General features: G+C 65.6%; 12 protein-coding genes. 5 read left to right on the top strand and 7 right to left on the bottom strand.

Annotated features, from left to right (window positions below):
- Positions 1 to 294: 294 nt before the first annotated feature.
- Positions 295 to 5,049 carry a glutamate synthase large subunit gene (gltB, locus tag JQ586_RS08455; protein ID WP_212394071.1) on the top strand — a complete coding sequence of 1,585 codons (4,755 nt, stop codon included), beginning with the start codon at positions 295 to 297 and terminating at the stop codon, positions 5,047 to 5,049.
- A 136-nt stretch (positions 5,050 to 5,185) separates the two neighbouring features.
- Positions 5,186 to 6,643: a glutamate synthase subunit beta gene (locus tag JQ586_RS08450; protein WP_212394070.1), complete on the top strand. Its 1,458-nt coding sequence runs from the start codon at positions 5,186 to 5,188 to the stop codon at positions 6,641 to 6,643.
- A 101-nt stretch (positions 6,644 to 6,744) separates the two neighbouring features.
- Here JQ586_RS08450 and JQ586_RS08445 read toward each other — a convergent pair whose 3' ends face one another.
- Positions 6,745 to 8,406, bottom strand: a complete 1,662-nt coding sequence (locus JQ586_RS08445; RefSeq protein ID WP_212394130.1) for an outer membrane beta-barrel protein — start codon at positions 8,404 to 8,406, stop codon at positions 6,745 to 6,747.
- A gap of 246 nt (positions 8,407 to 8,652) precedes the next feature.
- Between JQ586_RS08445 and JQ586_RS08440 the strand changes: the two genes are divergently transcribed.
- On the top strand, positions 8,653 to 9,660 hold the full coding sequence (locus JQ586_RS08440; RefSeq protein ID WP_212394069.1) for an SIS domain-containing protein: 1,008 nt from the start codon (positions 8,653 to 8,655) through the stop codon (positions 9,658 to 9,660).
- On the opposite strand, the gene JQ586_RS08435 is transcribed toward JQ586_RS08440, so the two are convergent.
- The gene (locus JQ586_RS08435; RefSeq protein ID WP_212394068.1) at positions 9,620 to 10,201 is read right to left on the bottom strand and encodes a carboxymuconolactone decarboxylase family protein; all 582 of its coding nucleotides are present in this window, start codon (positions 10,199 to 10,201) and stop codon (positions 9,620 to 9,622) included. The genes JQ586_RS08440 and JQ586_RS08435 overlap by 41 nt on opposite strands.
- A gap of 75 nt (positions 10,202 to 10,276) precedes the next feature.
- Between JQ586_RS08435 and JQ586_RS08430 the strand changes: the two genes are divergently transcribed.
- Entirely contained in the window at positions 10,277 to 10,603 is a 327-nt protein-coding gene (locus tag JQ586_RS08430; protein ID WP_212394067.1) for a helix-turn-helix domain-containing protein, read from the top strand.
- A gap of 163 nt (positions 10,604 to 10,766) precedes the next feature.
- Here JQ586_RS08430 and JQ586_RS08425 read toward each other — a convergent pair whose 3' ends face one another.
- From JQ586_RS08425 to hemH, 3 genes are all read right to left on the bottom strand, one after another.
- Complete coding sequence (locus tag JQ586_RS08425; protein WP_212394066.1) at positions 10,767 to 11,213, bottom strand: NfeD family protein; 447 nt, start codon at positions 11,211 to 11,213, stop codon at positions 10,767 to 10,769.
- Positions 11,214 to 11,254: 41 nt separating this feature from the next.
- A complete protein-coding gene (locus JQ586_RS08420) occupies positions 11,255 to 12,259 on the bottom strand; it encodes an SPFH domain-containing protein (RefSeq protein ID WP_212394065.1) in 1,005 nt (334 codons plus the stop codon).
- Between the two features lie 212 nt (positions 12,260 to 12,471).
- A complete protein-coding gene (gene hemH, locus JQ586_RS08415) occupies positions 12,472 to 13,509 on the bottom strand; it encodes a ferrochelatase (protein ID WP_212394064.1) in 1,038 nt (345 codons plus the stop codon).
- A gap of 118 nt (positions 13,510 to 13,627) precedes the next feature.
- On the opposite strand from hemH, the gene JQ586_RS08410 reads away from it, so the two are divergent.
- Entirely contained in the window at positions 13,628 to 14,026 is a 399-nt protein-coding gene (locus JQ586_RS08410) for an MAPEG family protein (protein ID WP_212394063.1), read from the top strand.
- A gap of 100 nt (positions 14,027 to 14,126) precedes the next feature.
- Here the strand turns inward: JQ586_RS08410 and JQ586_RS08405 are convergent, their stop codons facing one another.
- Both JQ586_RS08405 and JQ586_RS08400 read right to left on the bottom strand, forming a co-directional pair.
- On the bottom strand, positions 14,127 to 15,233 hold the full coding sequence (locus JQ586_RS08405; protein ID WP_409334454.1) for a nickel/cobalt transporter: 1,107 nt from the start codon (positions 15,231 to 15,233) through the stop codon (positions 14,127 to 14,129).
- Entirely contained in the window at positions 15,230 to 15,820 is a 591-nt protein-coding gene (locus JQ586_RS08400) for a DUF1007 family protein (RefSeq protein WP_212394129.1), read from the bottom strand. Before JQ586_RS08400 ends, JQ586_RS08405 begins: the two co-directional genes overlap by 4 nt.
- Positions 15,821 to 15,876: the final 56 nt, after the last annotated feature.

Here is a 15,876-nt window from a genome sequence, read left to right as displayed (position 1 = left end):
GGGGCGGAGGACTCGCGCCCGCTTGTGTGATAGACAAAAATTTGGCAAGGTCGGAGTTAGGACAGCAAAGCTGTCTCAATTTCGAGGCCATCCCGGCACGGGGATTGCAACGAAAACTCGGCGCTCCGGGCTCCGAGACTACCGCAGGCAGGGCCGTTCCTCAGGGACGTCGAACGCTCCGCGCCTGAATTAAGGAAATTGCGGCTCGCGGCGGACGAGCGGTGGCCCGGTGGGTGCCGCAACGCCCAAGGTGCGCCAATGACAGTGAGGCCCCTTACGGAAGGGAGAGGACACATGAGCGGGTCGGAATTCGAGCGCGAGACCATCGTGACAGAAACGCTGTCGGCGACCGCGGACTCGAAAGCCGCTACACCGGCGCGTGAACTTCATGCTCCTGAACTCCACACCTGGCGCCCGGAAGCCGAAGGCCTGTTCGATCCGAGCCTGGAAAAGGATTCCTGCGGCGTCGGCTTCATCGCCAACATCAAGGGCAAGACGTCGCATCAGATCGTCTCCGACGCGCTGAGCATCCTCTGCAACCTCGAGCATCGCGGCGCGGTCGGCGCCGACCCGCGCGCCGGCGACGGCGCCGGCATCCTGGTGCAGATTCCGCACGCGTTCTTCGCGCGCAAGGCCGCCGAGATCGGCTTCAAGCTGCCGAAGCCCGGCGAATACGCCATCGGCGCGCTGTTCATGCCGCGCGATGCAGCCTGGCGCGGCGTGATCAAGAGCATCATCGCCGACGAGATCAGGAACGAGGGCTTCAAGCTGCTCGGCTGGCGCGACGTGCCCAGCGACAACTCCTCGCTCGGCGTCAGCGTGAAGCCGACCGAGCCTTACCACATGCAGGTCTTCATCGGCCGCAACGGCGCCGCCAAGACCGAGGACGATTTCGAGCGCCGGCTCTATATCCTGCGCAAGTCGATCTCGCAGGCGATCTATCAGCGCCGCGACCGCGGCATGGCGGGCTACTATCCGTGCTCGTTCTCGTGCCGCACGGTGATCTACAAGGGCATGTTCCTCGCCGACCAGCTCGGCAAGTACTATCCCGACCTGCACGAGGCGGATTTCGAGAGCGCGCTGGCGCTGGTGCATCAACGCTTCTCGACCAACACCTTCCCGACCTGGTCGCTGGCGCATCCCTACCGGATGATCGCCCATAACGGCGAGATCAACACGCTGCGCGGCAACGTCAACTGGATGGCTGCGCGGCAGGCCTCGGTGCATTCGGAGCTCTACGGCAAGGACATCAGCCGCCTGTGGCCGATCTCCTACGAGGGCCAGAGCGACACCGCCTGCTTCGACAACGCGCTCGAATTCCTGGTGCAAGGCGGCTACTCGCTGCCGCATGCCGTCATGATGATGATTCCGGAGGCGTGGGCCGGCAATCCGTTGATGGATGAGCAGCGTCGCGCATTCTACGAATATCACGCCGCGCTGATGGAGCCGTGGGACGGCCCGGCCGCGATCGCCTTCACCGACGGCCGCAAGATCGGCGCGACGCTCGACCGCAACGGCCTGCGTCCGGCGCGCTATCTCGTGACCAAGGATGACCGCATCGTGATGGCGTCCGAAATGGGCGTCTTGAAGATTCCGGAGGACCAGATCGTCACCAAGTGGCGGCTGCAGCCCGGCAAGATGCTGCTCGTCGACCTCGAGCAGGGCCGCCTGATTCCCGATGATGAGATCAAGGCCGATCTTGCCAAGAGCCATCCCTACGCCGACTGGCTGCATCGCACCCAGATCCAGCTCGAGGAGCTGCCGGATGCGCCGGCCAAGGGCGTGCGTTCCAACCTGCCGCTGCTCGATCGGCAGCAGGCGTTCGGCTACAGCCAGGAAGACATCACCATCCTGATGACGCCGATGGCGGCCACCGGCGAGGAGGCAGCCGGCTCGATGGGCAACGACACGCCGATCTCGGCACTGTCGGACAAGCCCAAGCAGCTCTTCACCTACTTCAAGCAGAACTTCGCGCAGGTCACCAACCCGCCGATCGACCCGATCCGCGAGGAACTCGTGATGAGCCTCGTCTCGATCATCGGGCCGCGTCCGAACCTGTTCGATCTGCAGGGCCTGGCCTCGACCCAGCGCCTCGAGGTGCGCCAGCCGATCCTGACCGACGCGGACCTCGAGAAGATCCGCTCGATCTCCGACGTCGCCGAGACGCATTTCAAGTCGCGCACGCTCGACACCACCTTCCATGCCGGATTCGGCGCGGCGGGCATGGAGCAGGTGCTCGACGAGCTCTGCGCGCGCGCCGAGGGCGCGGTGCGAGAGGGCATCAACATCATCATCCTGTCCGACCGCATGACCGGCACCGACCGGATCCCGATCCCGTCGCTGCTCGCCTGCGCCGCCGTGCATCATCACCTGATCCGCACCGGTCTGCGCACCTCGGTGGGCCTCGTCGTCGAATCCGGCGAGCCGCGCGAGGTGCATCACTTCGCCTGCCTCGCCGGCTACGGCGCGGAAGCGATCAACCCCTATCTCGCGTTCGAGACCATCCTCGCGATGAAGGACAGGCTGCCGGGCGCGCTCGAGGACTACGAGATCGTCAAGCGCTACATCAAGTCGATCGGCAAGGGCCTGCTCAAGGTGATGTCCAAGATGGGCATCTCGACCTACCAGTCCTATTGCGGCGCGCAGATCTTCGACGCGGTCGGCCTCAAGGCGGACTTCGTCGCCAAGTATTTCGCCGGCACGCATACCCGCATCGAGGGTGTCGGCCTCGGCGAGATCGCCGAGGAGACCGTACGGCGCCACACCGACGCGTTCGGTGACGCGCAGGTCTACAAGGGCGCGCTCGATGTCGGCGGCGAATATGCCTACCGCACCCGCGGCGAGGACCACGCCTGGACCGCGGAATCGGTCTCGACCCTGCAGCATGCCGTGCGCGGCAATTCGCTGGAGCGCTACCGTGCGTTCGCCAAGATCCTCAACGAGCAGTCGGAGCGGCTGCTGACGCTGCGCGGCCTGTTCCGGATCAAGGGCGCCGAGGACGACAAGCGCAAGCCGGTCAAGCTCGAGGAGGTCGAATCGGCCAAGGACATCGTCAGGCGCTTCGCCACCGGCGCAATGTCGTTCGGCTCGATCTCGCGCGAGGCCCACACCACGCTCGCGATCGCGATGAACCGGATCGGCGGCAAGTCGAACACCGGCGAAGGCGGCGAGGAATCGGACCGCTTCAAGCCGCTGCCGAATGGCGACAGCATGCGCTCGGCGATCAAGCAGGTCGCCTCGGGCCGCTTCGGCGTGACCACGGAGTATCTCGTCAACTCCGACATGATGCAGATCAAGATGGCGCAGGGCGCGAAGCCCGGCGAAGGCGGCCAGCTGCCCGGCCACAAGGTCGATGCCACCATCGCCAAGGTCCGGCACTCGACGCCGGGCGTCGGCCTGATCTCGCCGCCGCCGCACCACGACATCTACTCGATCGAAGATCTCGCCCAGCTGATCTACGACCTCAAGAACGTCAACCCGGACGGCCAGGTCTCGGTCAAGCTGGTCTCCGAAGTCGGCGTCGGCACGGTTGCCGCCGGCGTCGCCAAGGCGCGCGCCGACCACGTGACCATTGCGGGCTTCGAGGGCGGTACCGGTGCGTCGCCGCTGACCTCCATCAAGCATGCCGGCTCGCCGTGGGAGATCGGCCTCGCCGAAACCCACCAGACCCTGGTGCGCCAGCAGCTGCGCAGCCGCATCGTGGTCCAGGTCGACGGCGGCTTCCGCACCGGCCGTGACGTCGTGATCGGCGCGCTGCTCGGCGCCGACGAGTTCGGCTTCGCCACCGCGCCCTTGATCGCGGCGGGCTGCATCATGATGCGCAAGTGCCATCTCAACACCTGCCCGGTCGGCGTCGCCACCCAGGATCCGGTGCTGCGCAAGCGCTTCACCGGCCAGCCCGAGCACGTGATCAACTACTTCTTCTTCGTCGCGGAAGAGGTGCGCGAGATCATGGCGCAGCTCGGCTATCGCAAGTTCAACGACATGGTCGGCCAGGTCCAGATGCTGGACCAGACCGCGCTGGTCTCGCACTGGAAGGCCAAGGGCCTCGACTTCTCCAAGCTGTTCGTGAAGCAGAAGGAGGAGAAGGGCCAGAAGATCTACCACTCCGAGGCCCAGAACCATCATCTGGAAGCGGTGCTCGACCGCCGGCTGATCGAGAAGGCGCAGGCCGCGCTCGATCGCGGTGCGCCGGTCAGGATCGAGGAAGAGATCAACAACACCGACCGTTCCGCCGGCGCGATGCTGTCGGGCTCGGTGGCCAAGATCTACGGCCATGCCGGCCTGCCGCTCGACACCATCCATGTCAGCCTGAAGGGCACGGCGGGACAGGCGTTCGGCGCCTGGCTCGCCAAGGGCGTCACCTTCGAACTCGAGGGTGAAGGCAACGACTATGTCGGCAAGGGCCTCTCCGGCGGCCGCATCATCGTCAAGCCGCCGAAGATCTCCGGCATTGTGCCGGAAGAATCGATCATCGTGGGCAACACCGTGATGTACGGTGCGATCGAGGGCGAGTGCTACTTCCGCGGCGTCGCCGGCGAGCGCTTCGCGGTGCGCAACTCGGGCGCAGTCGCGGTCGTCGAAGGCGCCGGCGATCATTGCTGCGAATACATGACCGGCGGCATCGTGGTCGTGCTCGGCAAGACCGGGCGCAACTTCGCGGCCGGCATGTCCGGCGGCATCGCCTATGTGCTCGACGAGGCCGGCGATTTTGCCAAGCTCTGCAATCTTTCGATGGTCGAGCTCGAGCCGGTGCTGTCGGAGGAGATGATCAACGCCGACACGTACCATCACTCCGGCGATCTCGAGGCGCATGGCCGGGTCGACGTGTTCCAGAACCTGCTCGACTCCGACGTCGAGCGGCTGCACGTCCTGATCACGCGCCACGCCAAGCTGACCGGCTCGAAGAAGGCCGCCGAGATTCTCGCAGACTGGAAGGCGTGGGCGCCGAAATTCCGCAAGGTGATGCCGGTGGAGTACCGCCGCGCGCTGAACGAAATGAAGGCGAAGAACGCCGACGCCGAGCCGAAGATCGCGATCGGAGCTTAGTATCACCACGCGTCATTCCGGAGCGCGCGACGCGCGAACCCGGAGTGACGCGATAAACTTCGAAACTCCGAGTCTGCGCCCTTGCGGCACATCCCGGAACGACGGAACAACTGAGATGCAGGGGCATCGGGTTTCAATGGGAAAGATCACAGGTTTTCTCGAGATCGAGCGGCATGAGCGCAAGTATGAGCCGGTCGCCGAGCGGGTGAAGAACTTCAACGAGTTCGTCATCCCCTTGAGCGAAAAGGACACACGCGACCAGGCCGCGCGCTGCATGAATTGCGGCATCCCCTATTGCCACGGCACCGGCTCCGCCGTGCCGGGCACGCCGGGCTGTCCGGTCAACAACCAGATCCCTGACTTCAACGACCTCGTCTATCAGGGCAATTGGGAAGAGGCCTCGCGCAACCTGCACTCGACCAACAACTTCCCGGAGTTCACGGGGCGCATCTGCCCCGCCCCGTGCGAGGCGTCGTGCACGCTGAACATCGACGACAACCCGGTCACCATCAAGACCATCGAATGCGCGATCGTCGACCGCGCCTGGAGCAATGGCTGGTTGAAGCCGGAGATCGCTCCAGCCAAGACCGGCAGGAAGGTCGCGATCATCGGCTCCGGCCCCGCCGGCCTGGCCTGCGCGCAGCAGCTCGCGCGCGCCGGCCACGACGTGCATGTCTACGAGAAGTTCGCCAAGGCCGGCGGCCTGCTTCGCTATGGCATTCCCGATTTCAAGATGGAGAAGAACGTCATCGACCGCCGCGTGGCGCAGATGGAAGCCGAGGGTGTCACCTTCCACTACGGCAAACCGGTCGGCGGCGCCGCGCCCGATGCGATCGATCCGCAGGAGCTCGCCAAGCAGTATGACGCCGTGGCGCTGACCGGCGGCGCGGAAGCCCCGCGCGATCTGCCGATTCCCGGCCGCGAGCTGGCCGGCATCCACTTCGCGATGGATTTCCTGCCGCAGCAGAACCGCCGCGTCTCCGGCGAGTCGCTCAACGGCGTGACCGACATCCTCGCCGGCGGCAGGCATGTCGTCGTGATCGGCGGCGGCGACACCGGCTCGGACTGCATCGGCACCTCGTTCCGCCAGGGCGCCAGGTCGGTGACCCAGCTCGAGATCATGCCGGCGCCGCCCGAGCACGAGAACAAGGCCCTGACCTGGCCGAACTGGCCGCTGAAGATGCGGACCTCGTCGAGCCAGGCCGAAGGCGCGGTGCGCGAATTCGCGGTGCTGACGACCAGGTTCGAAGGTGTCGACGGCAAGGTGACCAAGCTGCATTGCGTCAAGGTCGACGACAAGTTCAAGCCGCTGCCCGGCACCGAGTTCACGCTCGACGCCGAGCTGGTGCTGCTCGCGATGGGCTTCGTGCATCCGGTGCACGAGGGCCTGCTCAAGACGCTCGGCGTCGATCTCGACCAGCGCGGCAATGTCCGCGCCAATCTGCAGGACTACCAGACCTCGAGGCCGAAGATCTTCTCCGCCGGCGACATGCGCCGCGGCCAGTCGCTGGTGGTCTGGGCCATCCGCGAAGGCCGCCTCTGCGCCCGCGCCATCGACACCTTCCTGATGGGGAAGACCGACCTGCCGCGGTAAGACGCGGCAGTTCTTTTTCAACTGCAGCCAGAAGCTCGACTGTCATCGCCCGCTTTCGCGGGGCATGACCTGCCGCAGTATTGCGAGCTGTGCTTCAGCCGCTAATTCTGCACCCGCACGCCCAGCATCACCACCGTGGACGCCGAGTTGTTCAGCGGCTGGTTGGAATCAAGCCAGTCGCGGCGCAGCGTGCCCTTGATCCAGAGGCTGCGGGTCATCTTGTAGATCAGGTCGGCGGACACCGAGTAGATCGTGTCGTTGCGGTTGTCGCCCTGGTACTCGAGCGTGCCGTAGGTGAACTTGCCGATCCCGGTCAGCCAGCGGCGGAAGTCGTGATCGACCTCGACCGTATAGGTGCGCGACAGCACGCCCGAGGTGCCGGGCAGCGTGGTCTCGCCGAGCTGGGTGTCGGTATAGAATTTCGCCGTCGTCAGCGGCGTCGCGTTCCAGGTCAGCGAAGCCGTGGTCAAGAGGCCTTCGAGCCGGTTGAGCCGGGTATCGGCATAGTCGCGCATCGCATAGCCGATCGAGACCTCGCCGAACAGGATGCGCGTGAATTCGAACGAGGTGCCGGCCTTGGCGTAGCCGCCGTCGGAATCGCGCGCATAGCCGTTGCGGTCGAGATAGAGATCATGGACGCGGCTGTCGCCCTCCACCTCGATGAAGGGCTTCACGGCGGGCGTCAGCTCGTAGCTGACGCGGCCGACGCCGCCATATTGCGTGAAATTGCGGTCGTCGTTCGACGACGAGGTGCCGTCGGTGAGCTTCGACCACTGATAGTCGGTGCGATCGATGGTGGCGCCGGCGGCGACGTTCAGGCGGTTGAAGTTCTGGTCAAAGCCGAAGGTGCCGCCGACCGTGCTGTACACCGGATATCTGGCGAGGCCGGTCTGGATGTTCGGGCTGCCGGGATTGTCGGTCGAGACCAGGAGGCGTGCCTGCGCCATCAGGTGAGTGTCCCTGGAGACGTCGAGACGGCCGTCGATGTGGCCGGTGAAGTTCGGACGGTCGACATCGAGCGGCGCGGACAGCGGCGTGCCGTCGGCGTTCGGCGTCAGGCTGGAGCCATAGCCTGTGAAGGACCCGCGCAGGTCGGCCACCACCGCGTGACGCTCCCAGTCGGACACCGCGAGGAATTCCGGCGAGATCATGTAGAAACCGCGCCCCTGCGGCTGATTCAGGCGGCCGGGATTGCTGTCATAGCCGCCCATGACCTCGACCGCGGTCTTGACCATGAACGAGCCGGCGTAATCGCCGACCGCGCCGAACGGATCGTCGTCGATCTTGAGCCGCTTGCGCGGCGGCTGACCGACGATGGTGCCGGCCATCGCCGGCGGCAGCGGCGGCTTGTTGGCGGTCTCCGAGGGTGGAATCGAGAGCCGCAATTGTCCGGCCGCGTTCAACGGCGGCGGCGTTGGCGGCAGCGAGCCCGGTCCCGGCGGCGGCTTCGGCTTGACTTGCGCCGGATAATATTTCGGCTTCTGACGCTTGCGATTGAGCGAGTCGTAGCCCGAGTCGGAGGCGCCGTTGGCAGCCGGCGTGCCATAGGTCGGAATCTGCCCCACAGGCACCGGCGTCTGATTGTTGCTGTCCGGATCGGGCAATTTCGACGAGTTGAGCGGATCGGCGGCATCAGCCGCGGTCCTGCGCAGCGGCGAATTCGGATCGATGAGCTGGCTTTGCCGAATCGGGCTGAACAGATCCGGGGTCACGGTCTGGGCCTTGGCGAGGCCAGGTGCCGCGGTCAGCGCAAGGCATGGCAAGGCCACGCGAGCAAAGCGTGCGCGCCAATCTCGGCCCCTTGCTGGACCCCGCACCACGGTGAAAATTACCCCAACTAATTCATACACTTGCAGGACGAATTCCGGCCTGCGGCGGAAAACGTCGTTAATGGAGTAAAAACAATTATGGTTAACGACCCGTTGCGGGCGGCGCAGCATGCGTCGCCTCCGTGGCATGGCCGTGCTAAGGGAGACGCCCGGGCGCAAAGCGCTCCCCTGGAATCCGACATGGCCAAACCGAAACCGCTGATGACCAAATCATCCGGGCCCGATGAGGGCGCCGTTCAATCGGCGCTTCGCACCCTCGACGCCGAAGCGAGTGGCGTTGCCGCAATATCGGCGGCGCTCAAGTCCGACCTCGGCGCATCCTTCACCGCGGCGGCCGGGCTGATCCGCAAGCTGAAGGGACGCGTGATCGTCACCGGTCTCGGCAAATCGGGCCATATCGGGCGCAAGATCGCCGCAACCTTCGCCTCGACCGGCACGCCGGCCTTCTTCGTCCACTCCGCCGAAGCCAGCCATGGCGACCTCGGCATGATCACGACCGATGATGCGATCCTCGCTTTGTCGTGGTCGGGCGAGCAGGCGGAGATGCGCAACCTGATCGCCTATGCCGCCCGCTTCGGCATTCCCCTGATCGCGATGACGGCGGACAAGGAATCGACGCTGAGCAAGGCTGCCGACGTGCAGCTGACCCTGCCGAAGGCACGCGAGGCCTGCCCGCACAATCTGGCGCCGACGACGTCGTCGCTGATGATGCTGGCGCTCGGCGATGCGCTGGCGATCGCACTGCTCGAGGGCCGCGGCTTCACCTCGACCGATTTCAGCGTGCTGCATCCGGGCGGCAAGCTCGGGGCCTTGCTGAAATACACCCGCGATCTCATGCATGGCGGCGACGCGGTGCCGCTGAAGCCGCTCGGCACCAAGATGTCGGACGCGCTGGTCGAGATGACCTCGAAGGGCTTCGGCTGCGTCGGCATCGTCGATGCACGCGGCCATATCGCCGGCATCGTCACCGACGGCGATTTGCGCCGGCACATGCGCGCCGATCTGCTGACGCTGTCGGTCGACGAGGTCATGACCAAGAACCCGAAGACCATCAGCCGCGACACGCTCGCCGGCGAGGCGCTGGAGCTGCTCAATTCAGCCAAGATCACCACCCTGATCGTCACCGACGCGAACAAGCCGGTCGGCATCATCCACCTGCACGATTTGTTGCGGGCGGGCGTGGCGTAGGCCGGCCCGGAAACCTTGCCGCAGTCGCCTCCAGCGGCATGGCCAGCGCATTGGTGAGATATGACACCGTGCGGTAGAAGCCGCACAGCAGGATGATCTCCAGGATCTGGTCCTCATCATGATGCGCCGACAGCGCCGCGAATTCGGCGTCATCGAGCGTCGCGCGCGCGTGCAGCGCATCGACTGCAGCCAGCAACGCCTGCTCGGCCGGCGACCAGCAGGACGCGTCGGCCTTGCCGCACACCGTGGCGCGGACCTGCTCCTGGGTCAGTTCCGCGGCCGCACCGAAGGCCGTGACGTGGACGCCCCATTCATATTCGCAGGCGTTCAGCGCACAGGTCCGATCGATCACGATCTCTCGCTTCCGCAGCGACAGCGGCCCGCGATCGAGCAGGCCGCCGCCGCGAAACTTCTCCCAGGCCCGTGGGTGGCCGGCCATGATGCGAAACAGCAGCAGCGGCGGCTTGCCGCGCATGATGCGGTCGAAATGCTGTTGAACGTCGGCGGCGTAAGGCGGCTCGAGCGGCGCGATGCGTGACATGGCCCGGTGTCCTTGCTACATTTAATGTAGCAACACGCTACAATATCTGTAGCGATGCGCAAGAGGAAACGTGACATGCCAAGACAGGCTCCGACACGCGGCGTCCGCGGCTCGCGGACCGGCCGCCCGATCATGGCGCTGCTCGACCTCCTGGGGCGGCGCTGGACGTTGCGGATCCTGTGGGAGCTGCGCGACCAGGCGCTGACCTCGCGCGCGCTGCGCAGCGCCTGCGACGAGGCCTCGCCGACGATCCTGCAGACGCGACTGACCGAACTGCGCGAGGCCGGCTTCGTGGAACTGACCGATGACGGCTACCGCCTCACCGGGCTTGGCCGGGAGCTGTTCCAGACCTTCGCGCCGCTGCATCGCTTCGCCGAGCGGTGGACCAGGCGGGAGGGATGATTGCGCCCCCTCTCCCCGTTCTCACGGGGAGAGGGTTGGGGTGAGCGGCTCCATCCGCGAGCACGCCGACAGTTGAGACCTGTACACCTCACCCGCCGCGCAAGCGCGCGGCGACCTCTCCCCGCAAGCGGGCGAGGTCAAGAAAGAAGGCCTCCATGCAAAACTAGGCCGCCGCCACCGTCAGGCTGGCGCCATCGGCGCGGACGACCTTCACGCGGCTGCCGGCCGGCGCGTCGGGGCCGGCGACCCGCCAGACCGTGTCGTCGATCCGAACCGTGCCGGAGCCATCGACGATCGGCTTCTCCAGCGTGAATTCGCGGCCGATCAGCGCTTCGTTGCGGCGGTTGAGGAACGGATTGCTCTTGCTTGCCTGGGTTGTGCTCCTGGCGAAATGGCGCCAGGCCGGCACGGCGGCCGCAGCAAACACCGCGAACATCAAAAGCTGCGTCTGCCAGGACGGGGTGATCACGAACGACAGCAAGCCGACCAGCAGCGCGGCAAGTCCGAGCCAGAACAGGAACACACCGGGCGCGATGAGTTCCAGCGCCATCAGGATGAAACCGAAGATCAGCCAGTTCCAGGTACCCAACGTCACGAACATCTCGGCCATGACACGACCTCTATGATTGCGGACGTGACGCCATCACGCCCTCACCTCTGCGGCGGCACCGGCGGCGGCGGCGCGGCAGTACCGGCCGACGGCACCGAGCCGCGCCGCGCGGCGGCGGTAGCCGACGCGGCACTCTCGCCGAACGTCGCGCGCGCGATCTCGCCGATGCCGGCCAGCGAGCTCAGCACGCTCGACGTCTCGATCGGCAGCATCAGGACCTTCTGGTTCGGCGATTCCGCGAACATCCCGAACGCCTTGATGTACTTGTCGGCGATGAAATAGTTCAACGCTGCGACATCGCCCTTGGCGATCGATTCCGACACCATCTGCGTCGCCTTGGCTTCGGCCTCGGCGAGACGCTCGCGCGCCTCGGCGTCGCGGAACGCGGCTTCGCGGCGGCCTTCGGCCTGCAGGATCTGGCCCTGCTTGGCGCCTTCGGCGCGCAGGATCTCCGACTGCCGCTGGCCCTCCGCCTGCAGGATGTCGGCGCGCTTGACGCGCTCGGCCTTCATCTGCCGGCCCATCGCCTCGACCAGGTCGGCCGGGGGCACGATGTCCTTGATCTCGATGCGGTTGACCTTGACGCCCCAGGCCGACACCGCAGCGTCAACGACGCGCAGCAACCGCTCGTTGATCTCGTCCCGATGCGACAGCACCTGGTCGAGATCCATCGAGCCCATCACCGAGCGGATGTTGGTCATGGTCAGCACGGTGATCGCCTGCGTCAGATTGGCGACCTCGTAGCTCGCCTTCGCCGCATCGAACACCTGGAAGAACGCGACGCCGTCCACCGTCACGGTGGCGTTGTCCTTGCTGATCACCTCCTGCTCGGGAATATTTATCACCTGCTCCATCATGTTGATCTTGCGCCCGATGCGATCGAAATAGGGCACGATCAGATTGAGGCCAGGCGCCAGCGTGCGGGTGTATTTGCCGAACCGCTCGATGGTCCAGTCATAGCCCTGCGGGACGGTCTTGACGCCGGCGAACAGCGTAACGATGACGAGAAGAACCAGGGCAATCGCGAAAATATCGAAGCCAGTCATACAGTCCTCCAAAGCCGGCGCAACCCTCGCCGGTCGCGGTCGTGCATTGGTCTGCCGCACCGCTACGCCGGTTCAGCCGGCTGTTGTTCTAAGCATAACGTAGGAAGCGGCGTTGTGGGCTGCCAGATGTACGAATGCTGAACGGATCCTGTATGTCCGTTGTCACGGATCGTTAACAATCCGGCCTGGACGTTAACGGTCGGATCCAGCCTTCAAATCCAACCCTGGAGTTCGCGCAGCACCAGGGTGCGGATCACGTCCATGCCGGCATCGCTGTCGTTGAGGCAGGGGATCGCGGAGAACTGCTCGCCGCCATTGTGCCTGAAGATCTCGGCGTTCTCCTGCGCGATCTCCTCCAGCGTCTCGAGGCAGTCGGCGGAGAAGCCGGGCGTGACGACGACGATCCGCCGCACGCCCTCCTTCGCCAGCCTCTCGACGGTCTTGTCGGTGTAGGGCTGCAGCCACTCGGCGTTACCGAAGCGCGACTGGAAGGTCAGGATCAACCTGTTGGCATCGAGCCCGAGGCGCTTGCGCAAGGCGTCCGTCGTCGCAATGCACTGCGCCTCGTAGGGATCGCCCTTCTCGACATATGCCTTCGGCATGCCGTGGTAGGAGGCGAGAATCAGCTCGGGCTGGAACGGGAGGCTCGCGAGATGCGCGTTGATCGAGCCCGCCAGCGCCTCGATGTAATCGGGCTCGACGTAATAAGGCGGCGTCACGCGCAGGATCGGCTGCGCGCGCATGCCGGCCAGCACGCGAAACACCTCATCGCACACGGTCGCCGAGGTCGCGGCGGAGTATTGCGGATAGAGCGGCACGACCAGCAGGCGGTTGCAGCCCTGGGCGGCAAGCGCCTCGATACGCGACGAGATCGACGGGTTGCCGTACCGCATCGCCCAGTCGACCACGAGGCTGCCGCGGTCGGCGATATCAGCCGTCAGCTTGTCGGCCTGCGAGCGCGTGATCGTCTTCAGCGGTGATTCGTTCTTCTCGACGTTCCAGATCTTCAGATAGTCGCGCGCCTTGCGCGCCGGGCGGACGCGCAGGATGATGCCGTTGAGGATCAGCTTCCACAGCAGGCCCTGGTCCTCGATCACCCGCGGATCGGACAGGAATTCCTCCAGGTAAACCCGCACACCGGCGGCATCGGCCGTATCCGGCGTGCCGAGATTGACCAGCAGCACGCCGACGCGTTCCGGTGCGGCTTCCGCGGCCGGCTTCGCGCTCTCGAAGGGAATGACCGTGCTCATGCGGGTGTTCTCAAGACAGGGCCTTGTCTCATCACAGGACTCGGGCTTCGCGCTTTGCTCCAACCTTGTCAAGGCGCGCCCGGGTTGGCTACGTTCCGGCGGAAAAATGGGAGGAACCATGACGGTCGCCGAATGGTGCGTCTTCGGGACGCTGATGCTCTCGCTCCTGACGATCGTATCCGTGAAATGGATCGGCTTCCGCCGCTTCGACAATTCAAAGCCGCGCGATCCCGACTTCTTCGACGACCCGATCCGCTCGCGCGCGCTCGGCGCCCACCAGAACGGCATCGAGGCCTTCCCCTTCTTCGCGGCCGCCGTCCTGCTCGCCGAATTCCGCATCGGCCCGTTGCGGCTGATCGACGAATTGGCGGTGCTGTTCCTGATCGTGCGGATCGCCTACGTCTTCACCTATATCGGCAACCGCCCGACGCTGCGCTCGATCCTCTGGAGCATCGGCTTCGCGATCAATATCGCGATCTTCTTCCTGCCCGCGATAAGGGGGTATTTGAAGAGTTGATGGCGTTCTTCTCCCGTTCCCCGTTCCTGCGGGGAGAGGGTTCTCACCCGCCCCGCGCAAGCGCGCGGCGACCTATCCCCGCAAGCGGGGCGAGGTGACTTCAGAGGCACGTCACCCGTTCGGCCGCCACGTAGCCGAGCAGCAGGCCGATGCCGAACAGCAGCACCAGGGCTGCGGCTGCGAATTCCAGGCCGCGCATGACCAGCATGCCGCCGCCGTCGCGCGCAGCGCTCAGCTTCTCCGCGACGCCGCGTGCCGACACCGCGAGAACCGCGATCGCCGCGACCGTGATCGCGGTGCCGAGCCCCATCGCGAAGGTCGCGGCGATGCCGGCCCAGAACAGGCCCTGCGCCAGCGCGAACACCAAAACGAGGATCGCGCCCGAGCAGGGACGGATGCCGACCGTGAAGATCGCGCCGAGGCCCCGCCGCCAGCCGCCGGGACCGGCGAGCTCGGCAGGCGTCGGCCCGTGCGAATGACCGCAATGCTCGTCATGGACATGATGCGGATCGTGGCCATGATCGTGGGTATGGTCATGACCGTGGTCATGGTGCTCATGCGCGTGGTGGTGATGATCGCCGCCACGGTCGTGATCGCCGTGGTCATGGTGGTGATGCGCCCCGGCCATCGCCAGCGCCGGGCGCGGCAGCTGCAGGGCGCGGATAAAGCCGCCGCCCTTGACCCAGACCAGGCGGGCGCCGAACGCGGCAATCAGCGCGTAGCTCGCGATCTCGATCGCCTTCTCCGCGCCGCACATTGTTTTCGCGGTGGCATTGAGCAGCCAGGCGCAGATGCCGACGATCAGGACGGCGATCAGCGACTGCATCAGCGCCGAGGCAAACGACAGCACGATGCCGCGCCGCGCGGTCTCGCGATTGGCGACCAGGTAGGACGAGATCACCGCCTTGCCATGGCCAGGGCCGGCAGCGTGGAAGATCCCGTAGGCGAACGAGATCGCGAGCAGCGTCCAGACCGCCGATCCGTCGGACTTCGCGGCGCGGATGGTGGCGGACATCTGGCGATAAAATTCCGACTGCTTGGCCAGCAACCAGCCGACGATGCCGCCCTCGGGCTCGGCCGCGCGCGGCGCTCCGAACGGATTCTGTGCCAGCAACGCGTGAACGGCGCCATCGAGCAGCGCGACGGCTGCCAGCACCGCCACCGACAGGGCAAGACCGCGCATCGCGCGCGACAACGTCTGCATCATGGGCATTCCACCAGGATCTTGTTGGCGAACATCATGCCGAAATTGCCGGCACCGCCGTCCAGGAAATTCTGCTCGCCGAGCTTCTGTGCGGCTGCGCTGCCGTCGTTCGGCCGCTGAAACTGCATCTTGCAGTCGGCGGAGGCGCCGACCAGCTTGACCGGCTCCTTGTCGGCGTACTGGAAGTCGATGAAGTAGGTCGGGTCGAACACTTCGAGCGAAAGCTCCTTCGCCTTGAACGGCGTCTTCAGCGGCAGGGTGAAGTGCAGCGTCAGCGCCGTATCCCTGTATTCGAGGAAATAGTCGACCGGCTCGTTGAACCTCTGCTTCTTGCCGTCACCCCTGGCGAAGGTGAAATAGGCATACTCCTTCAGCGACTCGACATTGGTCTGTGCCAGCGGCGCCAGTTCCTCGCGCGTATAGGCGCCCTTGGTCTTGGCCTCGATGCCCTGCAACGCATAGGACGAGAACATGTCGTCGAAGGTCCAGGCGTGCCGGACGCCGGTGATGGTGCCGTCAGGCGCGTAGATCAGCTCGCTTTTGGCGGTGATCCAGACATGGGGATGGGCCTCCGCCGCCGCGCCGAACATGACGGCGCCTGCGAGTACGAGCCATCCGATCAGGCGGCGGTTCAGGGCCGGCCACA

This window comes from Bradyrhizobium jicamae, from assembly GCF_018130215.1.
Classification (GTDB): domain Bacteria; phylum Pseudomonadota; class Alphaproteobacteria; order Rhizobiales; family Xanthobacteraceae; genus Bradyrhizobium; species Bradyrhizobium jicamae_A.
This window is presented reverse-complemented; position numbering and strand designations above follow the sequence as displayed.